General features: G+C 41.9%; 19 protein-coding genes, 1 tRNA gene and 2 pseudogenes. 14 read left to right on the top strand and 8 right to left on the bottom strand.

Annotation, left to right across the window (positions count from 1 at the left end; translation table 11 throughout):
• Positions 1-6: 6 nt before the first annotated feature.
• A complete protein-coding gene (locus VZ94_RS06625; RefSeq protein ID WP_439097707.1) occupies positions 7-1212 on the bottom strand; it encodes a helix-hairpin-helix domain-containing protein in 1206 nt (401 codons plus the stop codon).
• Between the two features lie 37 nt (positions 1213-1249).
• Positions 1250-1639: a Tex-like N-terminal domain-containing protein gene (locus VZ94_RS33105; protein WP_439097706.1), complete on the bottom strand. Its 390-nt coding sequence runs from the start codon at positions 1637-1639 to the stop codon at positions 1250-1252.
• 1396 nt (positions 1640-3035) lie between these two features.
• Between VZ94_RS33105 and VZ94_RS06620 the strand changes: the two genes are divergently transcribed.
• The 10 genes from VZ94_RS06620 (at position 3036) to VZ94_RS25085 (ending at position 11572) form a co-directional block, all read left to right on the top strand.
• Entirely contained in the window at positions 3036-4229 is a 1194-nt protein-coding gene (locus tag VZ94_RS06620; RefSeq protein ID WP_045778634.1) for a tyrosine-type recombinase/integrase, read from the top strand.
• A 35-nt stretch (positions 4230-4264) separates the two neighbouring features.
• Positions 4265-5575, top strand: a complete 1311-nt coding sequence (locus tag VZ94_RS06615; protein ID WP_192828602.1) for a hypothetical protein — start codon at positions 4265-4267, stop codon at positions 5573-5575.
• 75 nt (positions 5576-5650) lie between these two features.
• Positions 5651-5845, top strand: coding sequence for a hypothetical protein (locus VZ94_RS06610; RefSeq protein ID WP_045778632.1), 195 nt, complete (start codon positions 5651-5653; stop codon positions 5843-5845).
• Positions 5845-6210 carry a CHC2 zinc finger domain-containing protein gene (locus tag VZ94_RS32685; RefSeq protein ID WP_052700273.1) on the top strand — a complete coding sequence of 122 codons (366 nt, stop codon included), beginning with the start codon at positions 5845-5847 and terminating at the stop codon, positions 6208-6210. Before VZ94_RS06610 ends, VZ94_RS32685 begins: the two co-directional genes overlap by 1 nt.
• Positions 6203-7048: a toprim domain-containing protein gene (locus tag VZ94_RS22335; RefSeq protein WP_052700272.1), complete on the top strand. Its 846-nt coding sequence runs from the start codon at positions 6203-6205 to the stop codon at positions 7046-7048. Before VZ94_RS32685 ends, VZ94_RS22335 begins: the two co-directional genes overlap by 8 nt.
• A complete protein-coding gene (locus tag VZ94_RS06595; RefSeq protein ID WP_052700271.1) occupies positions 7045-8058 on the top strand; it encodes an AAA family ATPase in 1014 nt (337 codons plus the stop codon). The genes VZ94_RS22335 and VZ94_RS06595 overlap by 4 nt, the downstream gene beginning before the upstream one ends.
• Positions 8048-8416 carry a hypothetical protein gene (locus VZ94_RS06590; RefSeq protein ID WP_131655483.1) on the top strand — a complete coding sequence of 123 codons (369 nt, stop codon included), beginning with the start codon at positions 8048-8050 and terminating at the stop codon, positions 8414-8416. The genes VZ94_RS06595 and VZ94_RS06590 overlap by 11 nt, the downstream gene beginning before the upstream one ends.
• A 189-nt stretch (positions 8417-8605) precedes the next feature.
• Complete coding sequence (locus VZ94_RS06585) at positions 8606-9004, top strand: DUF5681 domain-containing protein (RefSeq protein WP_045778630.1); 399 nt, start codon at positions 8606-8608, stop codon at positions 9002-9004.
• The gene (locus tag VZ94_RS06580) at positions 9001-9228 is read left to right on the top strand and encodes a hypothetical protein (protein ID WP_045778629.1); all 228 of its coding nucleotides are present in this window, start codon (positions 9001-9003) and stop codon (positions 9226-9228) included. Before VZ94_RS06585 ends, VZ94_RS06580 begins: the two co-directional genes overlap by 4 nt.
• 94 nt (positions 9229-9322) lie before the next feature.
• Positions 9323-11572: a hypothetical protein gene (locus tag VZ94_RS25085; protein ID WP_045778628.1), complete on the top strand. Its 2250-nt coding sequence runs from the start codon at positions 9323-9325 to the stop codon at positions 11570-11572.
• Between the two features lie 346 nt (positions 11573-11918).
• Here the strand turns inward: VZ94_RS25085 and VZ94_RS06570 are convergent.
• The 4 genes and pseudogenes from VZ94_RS06570 to phoB all read right to left on the bottom strand — a co-directional run bounded on the left by VZ94_RS06570 (position 11919) and on the right by phoB (position 14049).
• A tRNA-Ser gene (locus VZ94_RS06570) sits at positions 11919-12008 on the bottom strand.
• Between the two features lie 61 nt (positions 12009-12069).
• Positions 12070-13068: a phosphate regulon sensor histidine kinase PhoR gene (gene phoR, locus VZ94_RS06565; protein ID WP_338040274.1), complete on the bottom strand. Its 999-nt coding sequence runs from the start codon at positions 13066-13068 to the stop codon at positions 12070-12072.
• A 37-nt stretch (positions 13069-13105) separates the two neighbouring features.
• Positions 13106-13345, bottom strand: a complete 240-nt coding sequence (locus VZ94_RS31740; RefSeq protein ID WP_338040273.1) for a DUF3329 domain-containing protein — start codon at positions 13343-13345, stop codon at positions 13106-13108.
• 10 nt (positions 13346-13355) lie between these two features.
• Positions 13356-14049 (bottom strand): annotated as a pseudogene (gene phoB / locus VZ94_RS30330) (phosphate regulon transcriptional regulator PhoB).
• A 459-nt stretch (positions 14050-14508) separates the two neighbouring features.
• Between phoB and VZ94_RS06555 the strand changes: the two are divergent.
• From VZ94_RS06555 to VZ94_RS28200, 4 genes and pseudogenes are all read left to right on the top strand, one after another.
• Positions 14509-16170: a porin family protein gene (locus tag VZ94_RS06555; RefSeq protein ID WP_131655482.1), complete on the top strand. Its 1662-nt coding sequence runs from the start codon at positions 14509-14511 to the stop codon at positions 16168-16170.
• Positions 16171-16172: 2 nt separating this feature from the next.
• Positions 16173-16688: a cytochrome c3 family protein gene (locus VZ94_RS06550; protein ID WP_045778626.1), complete on the top strand. Its 516-nt coding sequence runs from the start codon at positions 16173-16175 to the stop codon at positions 16686-16688.
• The gene (locus VZ94_RS06545; protein WP_045778625.1) at positions 16688-17251 is read left to right on the top strand and encodes a hypothetical protein; all 564 of its coding nucleotides are present in this window, start codon (positions 16688-16690) and stop codon (positions 17249-17251) included. Before VZ94_RS06550 ends, VZ94_RS06545 begins: the two co-directional genes overlap by 1 nt.
• A gap of 61 nt (positions 17252-17312) precedes the next feature.
• Positions 17313-19541 (top strand): annotated as a pseudogene (locus VZ94_RS28200) (methyl-accepting chemotaxis protein).
• Between the two features lie 328 nt (positions 19542-19869).
• On the opposite strand, the gene VZ94_RS06530 reads toward VZ94_RS28200, so the two are convergent.
• Together VZ94_RS06530 and VZ94_RS06525 are read right to left on the bottom strand one after the other, a co-directional pair.
• Positions 19870-20319 (bottom strand): ATP-binding cassette domain-containing protein, encoded by a 450-nt coding sequence (locus VZ94_RS06530; RefSeq protein WP_082081418.1) that lies wholly within the window; start codon positions 20317-20319, stop codon positions 19870-19872.
• Positions 20264-21469 carry an ATP-binding cassette domain-containing protein gene (locus VZ94_RS06525; RefSeq protein ID WP_045778622.1) on the bottom strand — a complete coding sequence of 402 codons (1206 nt, stop codon included), beginning with the start codon at positions 21467-21469 and terminating at the stop codon, positions 20264-20266. Before VZ94_RS06525 ends, VZ94_RS06530 begins: the two co-directional genes overlap by 56 nt.
• Between the last annotated feature and the right edge of the window lie 441 nt (positions 21470-21910).

Raw genomic sequence — 21910 nt, 5'->3', positions numbered from 1 at the left:
GCTTTGTCACCTAAGCGTGGCACTTTTTTTYTTTTTTTTAACGCTTTGACGATTTTTAAACGAACCGTTTTCATTACGGTAAGCCACGATATTTTCGCTAACGCTAGCGGTTAAGCCAGAAACTCGTTTTAATAAGGCCACAGACGCTGTGTTAACATCGACGCCTACCGCATTGACGCAATCCTCGACAACAGCATCTAAGCCTTTCGCGAGCTGAACTTGATTAACATCGTGTTGATATTGCCCTACCCCTATCGCTTTAGGCTCAATTTTTACTAATTCCGCTAACGGGTCTTGTAAACGCCGGGCAATCGATACGGCACCGCGTAACGACACATCAAGCTCTGGAAACTCTTTCGCTGCCAGTTCTGACGCCGAATACACCGACGCACCGGCTTCAGATACCACCAGTTTACTAAAGCGTAAATCCGGATGTTGTTGCATCAGTTCGCTAACCAATTGGTCAGTTTCCCTAGAACCCGTACCGTTACCAATACTAACCAACGTCACTTGATGCTCTGCAATCAGTTTTGCTAAACGCGCTATCGCTTGCTCCCATTGTTTTTGTGGTGGATGCGGATAAATAGTATCAGTGGCTAATAATTTACCCGTGGCATCGACCACCGCAACTTTCACACCGGTACGAATGCCGGGGTCTAAACCCATAGTGGTCTTAGCGCCAGCAGGTGCAGCTAATAGCAAATCCTTAAGATTAGCCGAAAACACGCGTATTGCTTCGGCTTCAGCGCTTTCACGTAAACGTTGTAATAAATCCAATTCAATACGCGTGAATAATTTAATCCGCCAAGCCATACGCGCCGTTTCAGCCAGCCATGCATCAGCAGGGCTGGCGTCGGCTTTTACGTTTAACTGCTTTGCTACACGCGCAGTACAATAATCGTGCTCAGTAGTCTCATCAACGGCTGGCGTTAACGTTAATGCTAACAAATTTTCATTACGCCCTCTAAACAACGCCAAGGCTCTATGCGAAGGAATTTTGGCAATAGACTCATTGTAAGCAAAATAATCTTGAAATTTTGCGGCGGCTTGCTCGGAACCTGTTACCACTTTAGCGGCAAGCACACCGTTACCCCAAACGCGTTCGCGTAATTCGGCTAATAATTCAGCTTGCTCAGATAGCTGCTCCATAATAATGTGACGTGCGCCTTCTAACGCCGCATTGACATCATTAACGCCAAGGTCTGTATTAATAAAACTCTGTGCTAATACGTCAGGAATTACACTACGGTCATCGACTATTGCTTGCGCTAACGGCTCTAAACCGGCTTCGCGCGCTGCTTGAGCTTTCGTGCGACGTTTTAGGTTTATAAGGCAAATACAAATCTTCTAATAATGTTTTAGTCTCCGCTGCGACTATGGATGCTTTTAGCTCAGGTGTTAATTTTCCTTGGGTTTCAATACTCGCCAAAATAGTCTCGCGGCGCTCGTTCAGTTCACGCAAATAAGACAATCGCTCAGCTAACTGTCTTAACTGCGTGTCATCTAAACCGCCGGTTGCCTCCTTGCGATAGCGGGCGATAAACGGCACCGTCGCGCCTGAATCTAATAACTCAACTGCTGCATTAACTTGTTTTGCGGTCACCGATAATTCATCGGCAATTTTTAAAATTACATCCATTGCATCTCACTGGGCAAAAACGCCATTGTATCAGAGTCACCTGAAGCGCTTAACGGCAAACTTAGTGTTCGTCAACACACCTCGACATCAAGGTGACGCAGAATGCTCAAGCAATTCATGAAATGATTAATATTTCTGAAAGGTTATAAGCATCGCTTACGTTATTCACCTATTGAAAACTATGTTATATCACTTATTTTAAGGTGTCATTTGCCCTATAAGAATTCAAGATATTGAAAAATAATGCTTTTATTTAAAAATTATTAGATAAAAGTGTGTGAAATCACTTAATTTGTAGTACAGCATTATCGACTATTGCTTTGCTAATAGCCTGTCTTATAGTTTGATTGCGGCATTAGTCAACTCATTATAAAAACTATCAACACTATTCGAGCTAAATATAAATCAACAACTTACAATATAAATAAGTTGATTAAATACTATAACCGTCACTCATAAATTGGCACAATACCTGCTTAAAGCATTCGCTAAGTAGACCAATGTCCTAGTTACAACATGTGCTTAATCAAAACATGTCAAACCTAGCACCAAAACAAACTACTAAGCCTTATAAAAACAACAAGATAGTTCGTTACGTTTCATGGCTACACACTTTAGTAGGGACAGGGTATTCAGAGTGCGGGTGTCGGCAGCAAGGATGCTGCCGCCAAGCCTACAGGGATGTATTCACGGCGTCATCGGCAACTGCTCCTGCGTTGCCCTAATACACGCCATCCATGGCGTTATGCACTCTGGATACCCTGTCCCGGCTTACGTTGGTAGCATTGGGCTTGAATAATTGCCCACATTTCCACCATTGTTTTAGGCTTATCTAAAGTTAATGTTGGCATGGCAACGCTTAGTAATAGAGTTGATATGCTGCCGCCTAATAACAAGTTGTACTTTTTTATGGGTATATTCCATATAACTAATCATGTTTTGATTATAATGTAATCCATTTTATAAATACAAATCATTATTATTTGTGTATTTAAAACTCTTTGTGATAAGGATATGGCTTATTTTTTGCCGTTTAGTGAAAAAAAGTATTTTTATAATACTTGTTATCTTCATGGTTCAGTTGCTATTGCTTCTAAATAGTTGCTAAAAGACATACTGCATTTCAATGTGGGACAAGTAGTACAGAAAGGCTAGCTAAAGATGTGCTTTGTTGAAGCGTAAGGCTTTTTTATGCAGGGAAATTTTTAGGAGGGATATTGGCGGAGAGCTAGTCCGCCAAACTAAAGAATCATAAAAAATCATAACGTGTAAAAAAACTATTGATTCATAAGGTTAATAAAATTATTTGTGTCACGAGCTGTCATGGATTATCATAAAATCCATGCTCAAAGCATGGGCTGGGAAATGGGCTGTATAGACATGGGCTAGGGCTGACATGGCAAAAAAAATCAATAAATTGAGTGACCGTGAAGTATCGACAAAAATAAAACCGGGCTTGCATGGCGATGGATTAGGGCTTTGGCTAAAGGTGACTCGTACCAAAACAAAGAGCTGGATTTTCAGGTACACGCGCGACGGTAAAACTGTTGATATTGGCCTGGGTTCGTGCATTACGGTTAGTCTTAGCGAGGCTAGAAAGAAAGCCGCGAAGCATAGAAGTGTCTTAGATGCGGGTGGCAATCCACTTGAGTTGAAAAAACAAGAGCTAGCGGCTAGGAAGGTTTCAAAAGCGGTAGCACTGACCTTTAAGCAATGTGCCGAATCTTATATCAATAAACAACAGCATGAATTTAAGAACGCTAAGCATTTGCAGCAATGGCGCAACACACTAGAGCATTATTGTTTTCCCATTATTGGGAGTCTGCCCGTGGCAGATATTGATACTGCTTTAGTTACTGCCTGCCTTGAGCCGATTTGGACAACTAAGAACGAAACCGCTTCACGGGTGCGTGGACGTATTGAGCAAGTCCTAGCATGGGCGACTGTTAGCGGCTATAGGACAGGGGATAATCCGGCGCGGTGGCGCGGACACCTAGACAAAATATTGCCTAAACCAAGCAAGGTTCAGGACACCAAACATCACACCGCTTTACCTTACGTCAACATGCCGGCATTTATGGACGAACTTAAACAGCAAGATAACACTGCGGCACGTTGTCTTGAGTTTGTCATTTTAACGGCGGCACGCACTAACGAAGCCATAGGTGCAACATGGGATGAAATCGATTTAGACGCGGGTGTCTGGACAATCCCGGCAGAGCGTATGAAAGCTGATAAAGAACATATCGTTCCATTGTCCAATGTTTGTTTAGAATTGCTCAAGTCTATGCAAGCGGTTAAACAAAATACTTACATCTTTGCTGGCGCGCGTGGCGGCCTAAGCAACATGGCTATGTTGAAGCTTTTGGAGCGTATGGGGCGTAAGGATTTAACTGTACACGGTTTCCGTTCAACGTTTAGGGATTGGGCAGCAGAAACAACACATCATGAGAATTTTGTATTAGAGATGTGTTTAGCACATACCATTAAAAACCAGGCTGAAAAAGCCTATAGGCGGGGTGACTTACTGAAAAAGCGGCTTGTTGTGATGAATGAATGGGCGAATTATTGTGATGGAACAGGGGTTTAATGATGTTTTTGTCCAAACAGGCAATATGCGCTCGCTTGGCTGAGCAGCTCGTGCCTAGAAAACCATACCTTGAGCTAAGAAAGCTTCAGATAAAGGAAAATGAGAGCGAAGCAGTTCGTAAAGCGCTTTTTTATCACTATCACCGTGCAGATAAAATCCACGAATATTTTGACCCGCCAAGACCCTATCTTAACCATTTCGATTGCGTGTTGCCTGAATTTAACCATTCTATCGAGCGTCTATCTGAGAAAGACGAAGTGTTGTTAAATGCTATTGCACCCTTGGACGATTTAGAATTGGAGTCGGCTGATTCATTCAACGATTATTACCAACAATTCATAGGTTCGAAAAATAAGCCGGACTGGGATTTGGTGAGGGTGCTGGTAAGTGACACTCTGGAAAATTACCATGCCCGTCATAACCAATATGAGCGGCTATTAAGTGGTGGCCTCAATGCTTGGATAAACAGGGGTGACGTTGTTAAGCTGGACGAAGACGAATACCAATTTAAGCAGGAAAATCCAATAATTGATAAGGTTATTCGCTTAGAACAGATTTATTTCCATGCCCGCTTTTACCAAAGCATTGGCGAGAGCTTGGCGGCATACGATACGCGCCAGTACAACCCTACAAGAAGCGAACCGGAAACAAAAAAGTTCGCCATGCAAATCAATACCCTAATTGATAAGGCATTACATAGCGGCGAACTGCCAGTATATCGGCGGCCTGCTAATCTTCGGGTTGAATATGCCGCTTATCCGGTGAATCAGGATGACGTTATTAGGTGGCATGACCTAAAAGCCTTGTTGGAGTTAAAAACACGCCTAGGACTACCCGAATACCCTGTTTTTATGAGTTGGTGGCCTGAAATAAAAAGTGCGATGGAGGCGCAAATACAAAGCGACGAACCGGAAACCAAGACCGATACTGATACTGATAATACTGACGTATACAGCCAAAGGCTGATAAGTTTTAATCAATGGCTGACAGATAACGAGATCAACCCCGACGATAAACAGCAGGTTAAGCAGTTTCTTGACAATAAAAGTAGCGTTAATGAAATTTTTGACGTTCTAAAGGAGGCGAGAGGAGAAGATAAAAATAAAAATAAGAAGGGTAAGGGCAAGGATAAGCTTTATGGAAAAACTTTGGAACCTTTCAGCGTGAATTTTGGAGGCGCTATTGCGCGGAAAAAGAGTACACGCGACCGAATTATTAAAGACAGCAGGCAGTGCGGCCAATTTTTAATGTTGCATTATGGGATTGAGAAAATCCCCTTTTTTGTCTTTAATAAAATCAACGCGCGGGGATTAGGGGATTGGATTCCCCTATTATGGGATTGGTAGTCCCATGGTTTTAAATTAAAAATCAATAAGTTATATTGCGTCAAAATTTATCAATAAGCCCAAGGAGGCTTTAATATGACGCAAATGCAACACCAAGAGATTCACCGCCCCAAGGGTGTATGCCAATTATTAGGAATCTCAATGGCCACATTTTTGGCGATTGGTCAAAGAAAAAAATTGACCACTGTCAAAATCAGCAAACGCGCCACTGGCGTGATGCAATCGGAACTTGACCGTTTCCTGGCTGACATCAGAACGGGCGTTGAATAATGTCAAAGCTCGATTCTTTTTTAGCATCCTTAGATAGAGTTAAACGAACTGGTCACAACCGCTGGGTTGGATGTTGTCCAAACCATAGCAATAAGACGCCTAGTTTAAGCTCAAGACTTTTAGACGACGATAAAATATTAATCCATTGTTTTGGTAGCTGTTGGGTCGATGAGGTGTTTAGAGCTATCGGCTTAACCTTGACCGATATAGTAAAAAACCTACCTTCAAAATTTAATTTCTTAAATTTTAAAAATAAAACCAGATCAACTGTTAAGGCTATATTTGTCCACTTAACTTGTTGCGATCTAATTCCTGCTAAATTAACAATTTGGCTAATAAAAGTTGAGGGGTTGCGAAATGACTAATTTATCGGAATTTTTAGGCACCATCCGATTATACGGTCTTAACCCCCCAACAAAATTAACACCGGGTAAGATTCAAGCGTTTCCTGGCTTAGGTAAGAAAAATGGTAATACTGCCGCTCGTTGCATGTTATTTATTGATTTAAAAGGCGGATGGTTTATGGATTACAGCACCGGTTTGTTTGAAGTCTGGCAAGCTAAGTGCGAAACACCCTACACCGATCAGGAGCGCCAAGCCTTTAAAGAGAAATGCGAACGTGACCGGCTGGCGCGTGAACAGGAAATCATCAAAGGCTATCAGCAAACCGCATACAAAGCCGCGTCAATCTGGAAGGGCGCACCGCTGGCTGATGATAGAAACGTCTATTGCATTCGTAAGAAAATTCAGCCACATGGCGCAAAACAAGCCTATTTCGGCTCGTTAATCATTCCGATTTACGACCAATCTTTGAGACTAGTTAACCTGCAATTTATTCAGCCTGACGGAGCTAAGCGATTTTTAACCGGTGGTCGTAAAAAAGATTGCTTTTGGTGGTTAGGTAAGAAAACCGACACGGTATTAATCGCTGAAGGTTTTGCTACGGCAGCGAGTCTGCACGAATCCACCGGCTTACAAACCTTTGTCGCCTTTGATGCTGGAAATATAGTTAATGTAGCGAAGATTTTCCGTGCTAAGAATCCGGAAGCTGAGATCATCATTTGTGGCGATAACGACGCAAGCGGAACTGGGCAAAAGGCAGCGAAAAAAGCGGCAATAGAATGCCAAGGCAAGTATTTAATTCCGAGTATCAAAGGATTTGATTGGAATGATGTAGCCCGCACCGCGAGGAGCGCTCAATGATAATCGATATAAATTCCGCGATTGACCCGGCTGATGAAAATGATAATACACCGGCCAAAGTCATTAAAGTTGCTTCATTAGCTGAATTATTAGCGTATCAATTTCCGCCGCGTATCCCAATACTAGCGCCAGTTTTTGTACTCGGAAGCCTGAATATGATTTTCTCAGCGCGTGGCGTAGGTAAAACTCACGCTGCGTTAGGAATTGCCTATGCAGCAGCTTCAGGTAGTCACTTTTGGAACTGGAAAGCCGATAGGCCTGTAAAAACTTTGTATATTGACGGCGAGATGCCTGGTGAGTCGATGCAAACCCGAATAGCTGAGATTGTGAAAAGCAGTGAAAAAGCACCGCCTGACGGCTTTTTATACTTCATCACGATTGATATGAACGATGGACGAATGCCTGACTTATCGTGCCTTGGCGGTCAATTGGAAGTAGAGGCAGCTTGTGCTGAAGCCGAATTAATTGTCGTTGATAATTTGTCTTGTCTTTGTCGTTCCGGTAAAGAAAACGAGGCAGAGAGTTGGCTATCAATTGCCGAGTGGGCTATGAGAATGCGCAGTTTAGGCAAGTGTGTAATTTTTATCCATCATGCCGGGAAAAATGGTAATCAGCGCGGAACATCCAAGCGAGAGGATATTTTAGACGTGGTGATTGAGTTAAAGCGGCCAAGTGATTACGACTCAAGTCAAGGTGCAAGATTCGTTGTGAATTACAGCAAAGCTAGGCATTTAACCGGCAATGATGCCGCATCATTTGAGGCGATGTTGATGAATATCAGCGGTAACCAAACATGGGCAATAAAGATGGTTGAAGATTCGACTATTGATCAGGTTATCGAGTTGACTAACTTAGGCTTATCTCAAACGGAAATAGCAAACGAACTTGGTATCAATAAATCAAATGTTTCTAGGGCTTTAAAAAAAGCCAAGGATGACGGCTTAATTCGGGAATCGGCAAGTAAGTCTAAAAAGAAACCGACACCAAAGAGGGTTGATCTTGATGAATAATCACCAAAAAGTCGGCGGAGTTGCGTGTTGCAACGCTAAGGAAACGCAACGCGCAACCAATACAAAAAATCACGCAACCGATAGCGCAACGATTAATGCAACTAATAACCTCAAAGCCTTGGCTGGCGCGGTTTTGTGTCGCAACCAATTACGCAACGATTGCGCAACAACACCCCAAAAAACCGCGCAATTTTTGAACCCTAAAAACAACACTATAGTTGCGCAAAATCCGTTAAATAAAACGACAATTTCCGACACGTTTTTCGACGACGACCGCCGTTATTGCCGCGATTGCATTAGGCGATGCCAAACTAATGACGACATTCCACGCCGCTGCCCAGATTTTATTCAAAGGTAAATATGAAAAATATAGAGCAATTAACAACTAGCGAACTTTATGATGTGTATTATTATCTTCAATACCTCGCAGGAATGGTTAAGAGGATGGCTGACAAGCGGCGAGACGATGCCAAGGAAGGCAATTAACTCGCCGAATAGAGATGCAATTTAAGAGCTATTTATTGATATTTTCAGGTAATAAACAGCAATGAGTAAATTTTTACCCGGCCAATCTGGCAACCCAAACGGTAGACCCAAAGGCAAGACGGCTGCAACGCTAATACGGCAGGAAATTGTTTTACACGCGCCAGAAATTCTCAAAACCTTATTAGCTCAAGCCAAAGCTGGCGATGTGCAAGCATGTAAAATTTTGCTGGATAGAATTTGTCCACCGCTTAAGCCGCAAAATGAAGCGGTGACTATCGATATAGCGGGTAATGATACCTTGGCAACCATCGGACAATATGTGATTGACAGCATTGCTCGCGGGGATATTTCATCCGATATTGGCGGGCAGTTGCTATCTAATTTAGGAACTCAGGCTAAACTTATTGAAACAACAGACTTAATTCAGCGTATTGAAGCGCTAGAGGTAGCACATAAATGAAAAATAGCACAATAAACAGATTGGTTAATCTTGAACGCGCCAGAGTTCAGACATTACAAAATTACCCACCGTTAACAGATGAGCAATTACAGGCTGTTATTGACGACACTTTAACCTTTGATGAGTTATCAGAACGGGACTATAACTTGATTATCGGCACTAAAACACTAGATGAATTAACGGATAATCAGTTATTAGCGCTAATTTATGGCCGCTTGAACTAGTAAATTATATTTGGAGTTAGCCGCTTAGGTTAAGTATTATGACGACGAATACTAACATAATTCCGATCATATATATTGGAGGAGAGCTATCATAATGGCAATTACATACATCCTTACTAGCACGCCAAATAAACAAGTCTTTTGGGGGCACACATTAGGCGAGTTTTCAAATCGATACGCTTTCGCTGTAATAAAAAATGATGGCTCTGTCATAACCTGGGGTGGCGGTACTGGTGGTGATAGTAGTCTTGTCGCGAATCAACTTAATGGAAGCATTGATGTTAAACAGATTTATTCAAATCAAAATGCCTTTGCCGCGTTAAGAGAAGATGGTTCTGTAATTGCCTGGAATAGCCAAGGCAGTTACTTGGTTTCAAATCAATTAAGCGGCAAGATAAATGTTAAACAAATTTATTCCACAAGTGGTGCATTTGCAGCCTTAAGAGAAGACGGCTCTGTCATAACCTGGGGTGGTTCGAGTTATGGTGGCGATAGCAGCTCTGTAGCAAAAAAACTCAATGGCATCGTCGACGTAGTTCAAATTTATTCTACAAGTGGTGCATTTGCAGCCTTAAGAGCTGATGGGTCAGTAGTTACTTGGGGGTCACATCATGCGGGGGGTGATAGTAGTTTAGTTGCTAAAAAACTAAATGGACTTGTTGACGTAGTACAAATTTATTTAAATGGAAGTAACTTTGCCGCCTTAAGGGCTGATGGCTCCGTTATAACCTGGGGAGATAGAAACTTACCAGATAGCCAGATCGAAGCCGAATTGAATGGTGATATACGCGTAAATGAGATTTTTGCTATTGGGAGTTTCGGTTTTGCGGCAGTACGAGAAGATGGTTCCGTTATAACGTGGGGCACACCTGATCTGGATGAAGATAATAAATCACTGATTAAAACGTTAAATGACTCTGTGAAGGTAGTTCAAATTTATTCCACAAGTGGTGCATTTGCAGCCTTAAGAGAAGACGGTTCAGTTGTAACCTGGGGAAATTCAAGTGGTGGTGATAGTAGTTTAGTTGCGAATCAAATCGACGGAACAATTAATGTCACAAAAATTTATTTTAGTGAATTTGCCTTTGCCGCGTTAAGAGAAGATGGTTCTGTTATAACGTGGGGAGCTAAAAACTACGGCGCAGATAGTACCTTAGTGACAAAAAAACTGAATGGCTCTGTTGATGTTGTAGAAATTTACTCAACACTCGGTGCATTTGCCGCCTTAAGGGCTGATGGCTCGGTCATTACTTGGGGAGACGCCCAAGTCGGTGGAGATAGTAGCTTGGTGGCCAAAGAGCTAAATGGCTCTATAGATGTCATACAAATTTTTTCAAATAATTACGCATTTGCAGCCTTAAGAGCTGATGGGTCAGTAGTTACCTGGGGACTTTCTGGTTCAGGCGGGGATAGTTCAAGTGTTAAAAGCCAGCTTAGCTCTGGAGTTGTCTCATTCTCTAATATTAATACCGACGATATTTTTCAGGCCGTAATTAACCATAACCCCACAGGTGAAGTAATTATCAGTGATGCAACACCAACTATCGGTGAATTATTAACCGTTACTAATACAATAAATGATACAGATGGAATTGGCGTTATTAGTTATACATGGAAAACTGATGACACCATTCTTTCAACTGGTGATAATTATTTAGTTAAATATAGCGATTTAAACGTAAAAATTAGTGTTACTGCTACTTACACTGATGGAATAGGAGTATATGAAAGCGTTACAAGTTTGCCAACTAATAGAGTTATGCTTGCCGGTTTATCACTGTTTGGCAGCTCAGATGATGATTTACTATCTGGTTTTCTTGGCAATGATACTTTGAGAGGCAATGCTGGCAATGATTTATTAAATGGTGATCAAGGCAGCGATTTAATTGATGGCGGCACAGGAAATGACAGCCTAGACGGTGATGCTGGCAATGATACTTTAATAGGAGGTAATGGGGAGGATTTGTTGTTTGGTGATATTGGTAATGACAAGCTCATAGGTGGATTAGGTGCAGATGTTTTAAATGGCGGCTCTGGTAAAGACAGCTTCATCTTTAATGTACTAGATGGAAAAAGCGATAAGATTATAGATTTTTCAGTGGCTGACGATACAATTTTATTAGAAAACATCGTGTTTAAAGCTCTAAGCCATACTGGCGCATTAACTACTGAATATTTCATTATCGGCATTGCAGCTTTAGATGATAATGATTTCATAATCTATAACAATGTTACTGGTGGGCTGTTTTACGATGCGGACGGCAACGGTGAAGGTGTTGCAATACAAATTGCTAAACTCGGAGTGGCATTAGCAATGACGAGTTTGGATTTCTCTATTATCTAAATAAAACAGTATTAACTAATACTAATCGCTTTTTGAATCGCAAATGCTAATCAAGCTTGATATGAAGAAAAAACCCATTTTGTGTTTACACATTGAGTTTTAGCAATTGCTAAATCGTCAGTTCAAGAATCTGATTATGATTTTTGCTTTTTTCGGTGGGGGTAGTGGATTTAGCCGAATTACGATTTTATGGTGACTGAAATGTCGGCAATTGTTGCGGCTATATTTTATAGTGTTTGAATCCCACACGCAGATTTTAAGCATTGTCCAAAGCATGGGCAGTGAAGTGGGCTGAAAATTTAACCTTATTAATAAAGCTTAAAAATCAATAGGTTGAATAGATGATTGGCGGAGAGCTAGGGATTCGAACCCCAGGAAGGGATAAACCTTCAACGGTTTTCAAGACCGCCGCTTTCGACCGCTCAGCCAGCTCTCCAAGAGCCGTGCATTTTAATGTATTGAATGAAAAAAGCAACTCTTAATTTTCAAAAAAACGCTTAACACTTTCGTCTAATCGGAAAATGACAACTAAAACAACTGCCTTTGCCCAGTTCGCTACGAATGTCTAGGTGGGCGTCATGGCGCATCAGCGCGTGTTTAACAATCGCTAAGCCTAAGCCCGTGCCGGGAATTTTTCTCCTGCGCTTGGTTTCTACGCGATAAAAGCGTTCGGTGATTCTGGGTATGTCGGTAGTAGCAATGCCTTCGCCTTGGTCTTGCACCGATAAAATTAATTCGTTTGCTGTTTCATACCAACTGACTTGAACTGGGGTGTCATCAGCAGAGTATTTCAATGCATTGGCCAGTAAGTTAGTAAATGCGCTACGCAAGTCTTGTTCTTCGCCAAATAAACGCGCTTCGGTGTTTAGCGCTAAATGAATCCGGCTCGATTGATTATCTAAGTGGCTACCGTCTTTGCAAATTTGACTTAATAGCTGCGGCATGTCGACGCAATCGTGTTTTTTCTGCTGGGTTTCCAAGCGCGTGAGTAATAGCAAATCATCGACCAGATGCTGCATACGTTCTGTTTGGCCTTGCATTTCTTTGAAAGAGGTTGTCAGTAAAGGCGACTGACCATCATCCATGTCTTGCAGTGTTTCCAGATAACCTTTTAATACGGTAAGTGGCGTTCTAAGCTCATGCGATACATTCGCGATAAAATCCTTGCGTATGGTTTGCATTTTTTGCATTTGCGTCACATCTTGCGCTAATAACAAGCGCAGGCCTGAGCCATAAGGAATAATTCTGACTTCCAATGTCATTTGATGATTAACCGGCGACGGCACGATGATGGGTTCGCTGTAATTAGCTGATTTTAAATAGCGAATAAAGTCAGGAAAGCGTAAAAGATTAGGCAAACGCTGACCTTTATCGGTTTGTTTTAAACCTAAGACTTGTCTTGATGCTTTGTTAGTCCATTCTATCTCGTCGTGCTTGCCTAAGACGACTGCAGCATCAGGTAGCGCTTCGGTAGATTGCCGAAATTGCTCAATCATTTTACGCAACTTTTTTTTGCGGCGTTTTTCGTTTTTTTTAATACGGTAAAAGTGACAATAAATATCTTCCCAAAACGCCAGCGGTTTTAGGGTAAGTGCGTTTACCGCCGACGCTAATCCACTTTTCAAAGCGGTGAATTTGTAATAATTGCGCCGCTAATAAAATCATGGTGAGAACTAATAGGGAAGGCAATAAATAGCCGGCTACACTGCTGATTAACGAAACGCCAGAATAAAGTAAGAATAATTTAACTAACTCTCCACGCCAGGCGTTCATACGCAACTCATTAATCTATCAGTGAAAATCGATAACCAAAGCCACGCACGGTTTGTACCAGTTCTTCGCGGCCATGTTCGCTTAAAATTTTACGCAGCCGTCTGATATGCACATCAATCGTGCGCTCTTCGATATACACGCTACGTCCCCATACTTGGTCGAGCAACTGTGTACGGCTATACACTTTATCAGGATGTGTCATAAAAAACTGCATTAAGCGAAATTCAGTCGGGCTGACTTCTAATTGCTTATCACCTATGCTAAGCCTATGTTGCTCGGTATCCAAGACTAAATCGCCTAATATTATTTGCGCGACGCCTTGGATTTTACCACTACGACGCAACACCGCGCGAATACGTGCGATGAGTTCTTTAGGTGAAAAAGGTTTGGTAATGTAGTCATCGGCACCGATTTCAAGACCGCGTACTTTATCTTCCTCTTCGCCGCGTGCGGTTAACAAGATAATAGGTACATCGCGGTAAGCGGGCTCTTTTTTTTAGCCGCCTTGCCCATTCGACACCACTAATTCCAGGCAACATCCAGTCCAACAAGATTAAATCAGGTGAAATATCATTAATCAATCGTTGAGCATCTTCAGCATCGCTAGCGGCGATAGATTTAAAGCCAGCTTGCTCAAGTACCATCAATAACATGCTTCTGATGGCATCTTCATCTTCAACTACAAGAACATTCAATCGAGACATAGTGTTAGCAATAATATAAAACAACGTATAGTAACAAAATAGTAACAAAGCGATTGTTACCTTTTGATGACAAATGGCTAAAATTGAGTTTTGTTGTGAGTCGTTGTGTTTTGGGCTGACACATTGGTTTTTAAAACTGGCATATCGAATTAGGCACGTAGATAGCTAGACTACGAAAATCAATACTATGCGGAATAACCTATCATTGTATTGTTAAGGTATTGTTAGGGATTTACAGTATTTGTCGCAGGGTATAAAACAGGCTAAACTTGTAAAAATGGCGATAGGTTTATTGAGGTAGTGATAGGTCTTACCATTCTAGCGGTAACAATATTGCAGGGTTAATAATTATAGTGAGCAATCTCTCTCTATTTAAGTTAATTCTAATTTTCTAAATATGCTAATGAATTAAAAAAAATAATAAATTCAGTTTGCTAGCTATTTAATGAGGTCAAGCCTATGAGTCTTTCCTTTTCACCTTTAGAGTTTGAGTTTTTGGCTAAGCTATATGGCGTAAAACTTGCATCAATATATGCTAAAGGGTCAAATTTTCGTTTAATAAACATAGGCTATTATATGGCGTTGTTGGCTATAGGTATTATGACAAATCTAATGCGACGCAATGCGGCACTCCTTAGCAAGCAAAATGTATCGATTCTGAGTATAACTACGCTGTGTTATCTGGTGTTTTTTAACGCATCAATGGGATTCGCGGCAGAGCTTTCAGAGTCCGATATTCGGCGGATTGTTGCGCCGATGTTGCAAGAAAAAGATGAAAAAATTAAACAGCTAGAAGCGCGTATTAAGCAGCTAGAGCAACAATCGCCGAATTCACAATCGGCTGAACAAAACCCATCGACTAGCAAGGCTAATGTAACTCCTAATCCTGCTAGCGCAACAGCCGTTACCACCACCTCTACTCAACAACCGAATACTAAATCAATAGTGCATTCAGAGACGACTCTTTTAAGCAAAGAATTATCGGCGCTACACGAGGAAGTCGATAAATTAAAAGAAACCGCACATGAAAATGGCTTAGCGATTAGTGGTTTTTTCGATATTAACGCTAAAACAGATAATTCTACCGAGCAAACCTTTAGTGTAGGCTCTATCGAGTTAGACTTAGAATACGATTACTTTGATGAAATCGCAGCCAGTGCTGCTTTAGTGTTATGCGGTAACTCGTCTGGGATTGACCCAGTCAGCTTTCCTTCTGCGCCTGTCGCTGTTTCTTGCGGTGGTAGTGGGCCAGGTGGCATAGGGGCAGGGCCGGCTGGGTTTGCCGTTGCGTTTATCGATTATCATCGTGTCGATCATAGTATCCCGCCACGCGGTCGTATCTTTAATAATCAAGGCTTCCATATACAAGCAGGGCGTTTCGATTTACCCTTTTCTAACGATTATCAGAACTATGCTAATAAAGACCGGGTGACGATTACCGCACCGATTACTACCACGCGTATGCAATTTGGTGGCTTTAATGGTGACGGGCTGAGAACGTATGGCACCTGGAAGATGCTAAATTATTCTGTGTTCTTTACCGATGCGATGTATGCGGCCAGTGGTTCGTCGGTAGGTGGTAGATTAGGACTAATGTTAGCTAATAATGCTTACCGTTTACATGGGGGTCAGCAAGAAGGCATAGAAATTGGTATTTCACATTTAAGCGATTTAGATTATGCCAATAATTTACGCAACGCCGTGTACGGCGTTGATTTTAGTTTTGGTTATCGTTTTTTGCGCTTACAGAGTGAGTTCATGTGGCTAAGACCGCAAGACCATTTTGTTTATGAGGATGCGGGAGTCAGCCAAGATTTTGGTTACGCCAATGAATTTGGCTATCACACCACCGTGATAGCAGGCTTAGAACAATGGTTTAAAAAGCCGGTATTTGCGTTTATACGTTATGCGCAGTGGCAGCCTAAGCATCGTATGGCATTTGATTATGACGGCAGTTTAGTCGGCGTTAACCCTATCTCGTTACTATCGGTAGGTTTAAATTATCAACTTAATGACTATATGCGCTTTAAGTTTGAATACACTGATTCTCTGGGTACGGATACGGATGAGCGTTATTTTGATAAACAACTGGGTATTGCCCAAATGGTTATTTCTTTCTAACTATGACTAAATTTAGCTACGCCACCCTTTTCTACACGCTATTGTTAAGCGTAAGTCATGCAGTCTTTTCAGAAGAGCCTAAGCACTACCACCAGATTAATATGCACACGCCGGTGGCTAAGTGTACTGACTGTCACATCGAGACGCCTTTAGCCAAGCTTGATAATAGCGAAATATTTTTGAGTAAAAACCACCCGGATGATAACAGCGCCTTTAAACAAGACGGAATTGCGATGTGTTCGTCATGTCATGACCCTGAGAATGGACATCAAGTAGGACTTAACATAGACTTCACACTTCCAGCTGACTTGCCTTTGTCTTTGGATAACAAGCTCACCTGTTTAACCTGTCACTATATGCATGGCGACTTAGCCAGCGAAAGACCACAAGCGAGTTATAGTGTCATGGATACCTTAACCGATGCTGAGCGCTTACATAAAAGCTTTTTACTACGCCGCAGTAACGTAGACGGCGAGTTGTGTTTTGTTTGTCATAACGTTTCTCAAGAGGCTCACTAATGCTGACTATCCCGCCTAATCGTCGTCAAATCTTTATTAAAAAAGCGTTTCAACGTCGTTTTATTATCAGTGTCTTGCTGTTAATTATCTTGTCTGGACTGGTTTCTGGGCTATTAACGTATTGGTTAGCAGGCAATGATTTACATGCACAAATGCAAACCGCCCACGCCAGTATTGCGTTAGCGGAGCAGCGTTTAAGCTTAGCGCTGTTAATGGGTACGCTGAGTGCGGTGTTCATTACCGGCGTAGCAACGGTTTATATTGTGTTATATGCGAGTCATAAAATCGCCGGGCCTTTATACCGGTTTGAAAAAATATGTGAGCAAATAGGTAATGATGAGCTGGATATAGTCATTTCGTTACGCGAGCATGATCAATTACACGAGTTAGCCCAAGCGTTTGCGATTATGCTCGATAAGCTCAGTTATCGAAAACGCTTACAAAAACAGCGTATTGCTCAGTTAACGCAGCTATTCTCTGATTTACAACGCGACGAGCCGTTGCAGGTGCAACAGGCTGCGCTATTAAACGAGATTGCGCATATACTTAAACAATTACAATAATAAAACACTGTCGTTAACAGACCTCAACTCGACACTCTATAACTCAGACCAGGTTATAACCATGAATATCAGTTTTAAGCAGCGAATTTTATTAGGTTTTTTTAGCCTAATAGCGATGATGGGGATTATTATCGCTATTAGCTTAATTCAGTTTAACAAAGCCAGAACCTCAAGTATTGAGCTCAATGATCAATTGCTGCCAGTAGCCTTAGCGGCACAAAACATGGCGCTAGATATATTACAAGTACAGCAGTTAATACAAGATGGCTCGGTGACACATAATACAGACAGTTTTATCCAGGCTGATAGCTATGCTAATGATTTTAAACAACAAAATACCGCTTTACAAGCAATGGCTTTTCTATCCGATGACAAGAAAGCGGAACTGGTAAGAATTGGTGCGGCGTTTGATAATTATTACGCGATAGGCAGACGAATGGGAACCGCCTATATAGAACAGGGCATGGAGGCGGGTAATGTTTTGATGGGAGGGTTTGATGAGGCAGCTACGCAACTAAACGACGCGATGGCCAGATTTAGAGACAATGCTATCGAGCGAGAAACGCATATAGCTAAAGATTTGAGCGAGGGTGTGTCCAGTGCTACGCAGAATATTATCATTGCATCGATTTTGATTATTATTGTTAGTGTCTTGATTTCATATTACTTAACCCGGTATTTGTATTTACAACTAGGTATAGACCCGTTTTACGCGAAAGGTATTGCCAAAGAAATTGCTAAGGGTAATTTTTCGCGTGAAATTCAGCTTGAACCGGGTGATAACGGTAGCTTGTTGGCTGCGATTAAACAAATTCAGCAATCTATCAATGACTTCGTTGCAGCCTTAGAACACATGATGAAAAAACATGATGAAGGCTGGATTTGGGAAACGATAGATGCCTCTAAATATCCCGGTACTTACGGGCGTTTAGCCAAAGATATTAACAGATTAGTCAGAAGCCATATCGATGTAAAAATGCAAGTGGTTGAGGTTATAAGTCATTACGCTAAAGGTGATTTTACGATGGATATGCCGCGTTTTACCCGGTGATAAGGCGCAGATTAGCCAGGCGATAGACAATGTTAAGAAAACTTTAATAGACGTCAGTAGCGAGATAGATATGTTAGCCTCCAGCGGTGCGAAAGGTGATTTTAGCAAGCGCGCTGATGCTTCACGTTTTTGAACACATGTTTAAAGAAATCATTAATGACTTTAATTCCTTAGTTGAGACCTGTGATACGGGTTTTAATGAAATTATTGGCGTCACGCATTCTATGTCGCTAGGCGATTTAACCCATACGATTGATAAGGACTATCCAGGTACGTTTGGCAGGGTGATTTCGGGCATTAACGCCACCGGTGAACATTTAAAAAGCTTAGTCAGTGATATTAAGTCGGCGACCTACACCATTAATACAGCGGCCAAAGAAATTGCCTCGGGTAATAATGATTTATCGCATAGAACTGAAGAACAAGCCGCAAGTCTTGAACAAACTGCCGCCAGCATGGAGCAATTAACCTCGACTGTGCAAGCGAACACCGAACATGCCAAACAAGCCAATGTATTAGCGCGCAATGCCGCTGAAATTGCCGATAAAGGCGTAACGGTGATGGGTGAAGTCGTTAAGACTATGGAGTCGATTAACGAATCCTCTAATAAAATTGTCGATATTATTTCTGTGATTGACAGCATTGCTTTTCAAACCAATATCTTAGCGTTAAACGCCGCTGTAGAAGCAGCGCGTGCGGGCGAGCAAGGTCGAGGTTTTGCTGTGGTCGCGTCTGAAGTCAGAAATTTAGCGCAACGTGCTGCACTCGCCGCTGGCGAAATTAAAACCTTAATCGGAGATTCGGTGGAAAAAGTCGAAGATGGTAGTAAGCTGGTGTTAAACGCCGGTAATACCATGGAAGAAATCGTCAATTCGATTCGCCGGGTTACATCCATCATGAATGAAATCGCGGCAGCTTCAGTAGAGCAAACCTCAGGTATTCAACAAGTTAATCAAGCGATAGCGCAAATGGATGATGCGACGCAGCAAAAACGCGGCTTTAGTCGAACAAGCAGCCGCAGCAGCAGAATCGCTAGAAGAGCAAGCCAATAATTTATCAGCGACTGTTGAACAATTTAAGGTTGAGCAAAACGCGAGCAGAGGGGCAGCGTCTTATACACCTAGCGCTACTGCGCCAAAATTAGCCGCACCTGCTCCTGCGGCTAAAATTCAAACCTATAAAAGCAAGTCAGCGCCAGTGGCACAACGCGCCGACGCCGATGATTGGGAAGAGTTTTAACTATTGCAAATTTTTGTAGGTGTGGGCTACTAACATAAAGTGGTACAAAGATGAGGTCTGTTACGCTTCGGATGCCCCCGAATCTAACAGAATCGTTCCCACGCCGGAGCGTGGGAACGATCAAATCTTGTAGGTGTGCTTACGCACGGTGCGGATAAACATAGTAAGGCAGATTCGCCGATAGGCAATCCGCCATTTTTGGAGTTACACCGATGACCGATGGCGGTTTGCTATCGCGAAACCGCCGTACTTTTAATGCAACACCTCTTCAACTAACCGCCCGCTGTCCATGACGAATAATCGGTCGCAGTGTTTAAAGTATTTTTCATCATGCGTGACGACAATAATGGTTTTTCCTTGTTGCTTTAACTTTTTGCAAAATCACTTCGTAGAAAAATAAACGGAATTCCGGGTCTTGATCGGCAGCGACTTCATCGAATACATAAATCGCTTTGTCTTCGAGTAATGAAATAATTAACGCAAGGCGTTTTTTCTGCCCGGTCGATAAATTGGTGTTAATAAAACGGCCTGCTTTATAACCGGTTTTATGCTCTAAGCCCATGAGTTCTAAGTACTCATTCACTTTGCCAGTATCAACGTCTTGTAAGCCATACAAACGGTCGAACAAATGGAAGTCGGTAAAAATAATCGCGAATAATTGACGATAATTAGTTAATAAACGGTTATCAATGCTATGACCATCGACGCGAATGCTACCGGTGTCAGGTTCGTATAAGCCGGTTAACAATTTTAAAAAACGTCGACTTACCACTGCCATTACCGCCACGAATAAAAATTAACTCACCGCGTTTAATGTTTAGCTCGAAAGGCCCGACCGAAAAGCCTCGGCTTTGTTCGGTATCAGGGTAATGAAAGACGACTTTGCTTAACATTAACTGGTCAAAATAATTCGGTGCCGAAAAAACCTCACGTGCCGGTTCGGTGACTTCCTGTGCCGCGATAAGCTTATTTTCTAATTCACGTAAAAAATCGACCGCGACATTGGCTCTGGCAACGCTAGGTATCATATCTAGCACAATCACTAAAGGACCAATGATATACAACACCGATGTGGTGACGGACATAATTTCATCGCCGTTAATCTGCGTGATTTGTGGCAGCAAAAACACAATGGCCGCCATTAAGATATAAAAATAATTCTGCGCATAGAGTTGAACATTCACAATTGTTATATCGGCTGCTAGGTTTTGTTGTAATGTGTCTTCTGACAGTGGGTCCATATAATTGACGCATAAATCATCACTTTTAGTGCGGTTGATTTTTAGCTCGTTAAAACCGTTAATCACATGTTGCATATACTCTAAATATTCGCCTTCTTTGGTCAGCGCTTGCTGCAAAGATTTATGCAACGATTTCAACATGATTTGCACGCTAACCATCGAACAAAGCATACAAATAAACACTAAGACAAACGCCATCTTAGAAATAGTAGCGATATAAACAAAACTAAAGACAAGTAATATCGTGACCGGAAAACCCTCAGCCAATTTATGTGCGCCGTGCGAGATTAACTCGGTTTTTTCCGATAACACCGACAGGATTTGTGCTTTGCCAATATCTTCAAAAGCTAACAGCTTTAATTCCCTGACTCTAGCCAACACGCGGCGGCGATACTGATAAATACTGGTTTGCACTAAGTTGCTAATTTTATGGGTTATATAGCGACGAGATAAAAAATACAGCGCGATTAATAATAAGAAAATAACAAATAAGCGCGCGTCTAATTCGGGATTATCAAAATCTTTAGCCGCATCATTAATCAGCACTAAAATCAATGCATTAATTAAGCCGCAGGCAATCGAAGCGACGATTAATAATGGTTTGGATTTAGGGTTATCCAGAATAAATTCCAATAATTTATCGGGATCAAAGGATGGCGATTTAGCATTATCAAGCGAGTTACTCATTAAATTTCCTAGTAGGTCTTGTCGGGCTAACCGATTGCAGCGATTTGGCTACACACTCAAGACGGAACACTTTTAATTTTAGTCTGTGAAGCTAAATCGTCATTCCGGCAGGGACTGCCGGAATCCAGACGCCAAGGATGGCAAAGCTTCAAGCACATCTTTATGTTCTGGAGCTCGGCAATCTATGACTAGGTGACGTTGTTCACGTGACTGTCCCGTCTTAAGTAGGTGGCCCATAATTTTAATTAAGAAGTGAAGTAATAGGGCTATAATTTTTGCTATTACAACAAAGCTCTGGTGTCAGTATATACTCTGAACGGTCAAGTTTTCGGTATCTTGTGTTGTTGTAGGGTGCGCTATGCGCACCTTTTTTCATTGATTTTTATGATGTTATAAAGGTGCGCACAGCGCACCCTACCTATCTAAAAACCGAAAACTTGA

It is taken from the genome of Methylocucumis oryzae, assembly GCF_000963695.1.
Lineage (GTDB): Bacteria > Pseudomonadota > Gammaproteobacteria > Methylococcales > Methylomonadaceae > Methylovulum > Methylovulum oryzae.
Note: the sequence above shows the minus strand (reverse complement) of the source record. Positions and strands in the feature narration are given on the sequence as shown.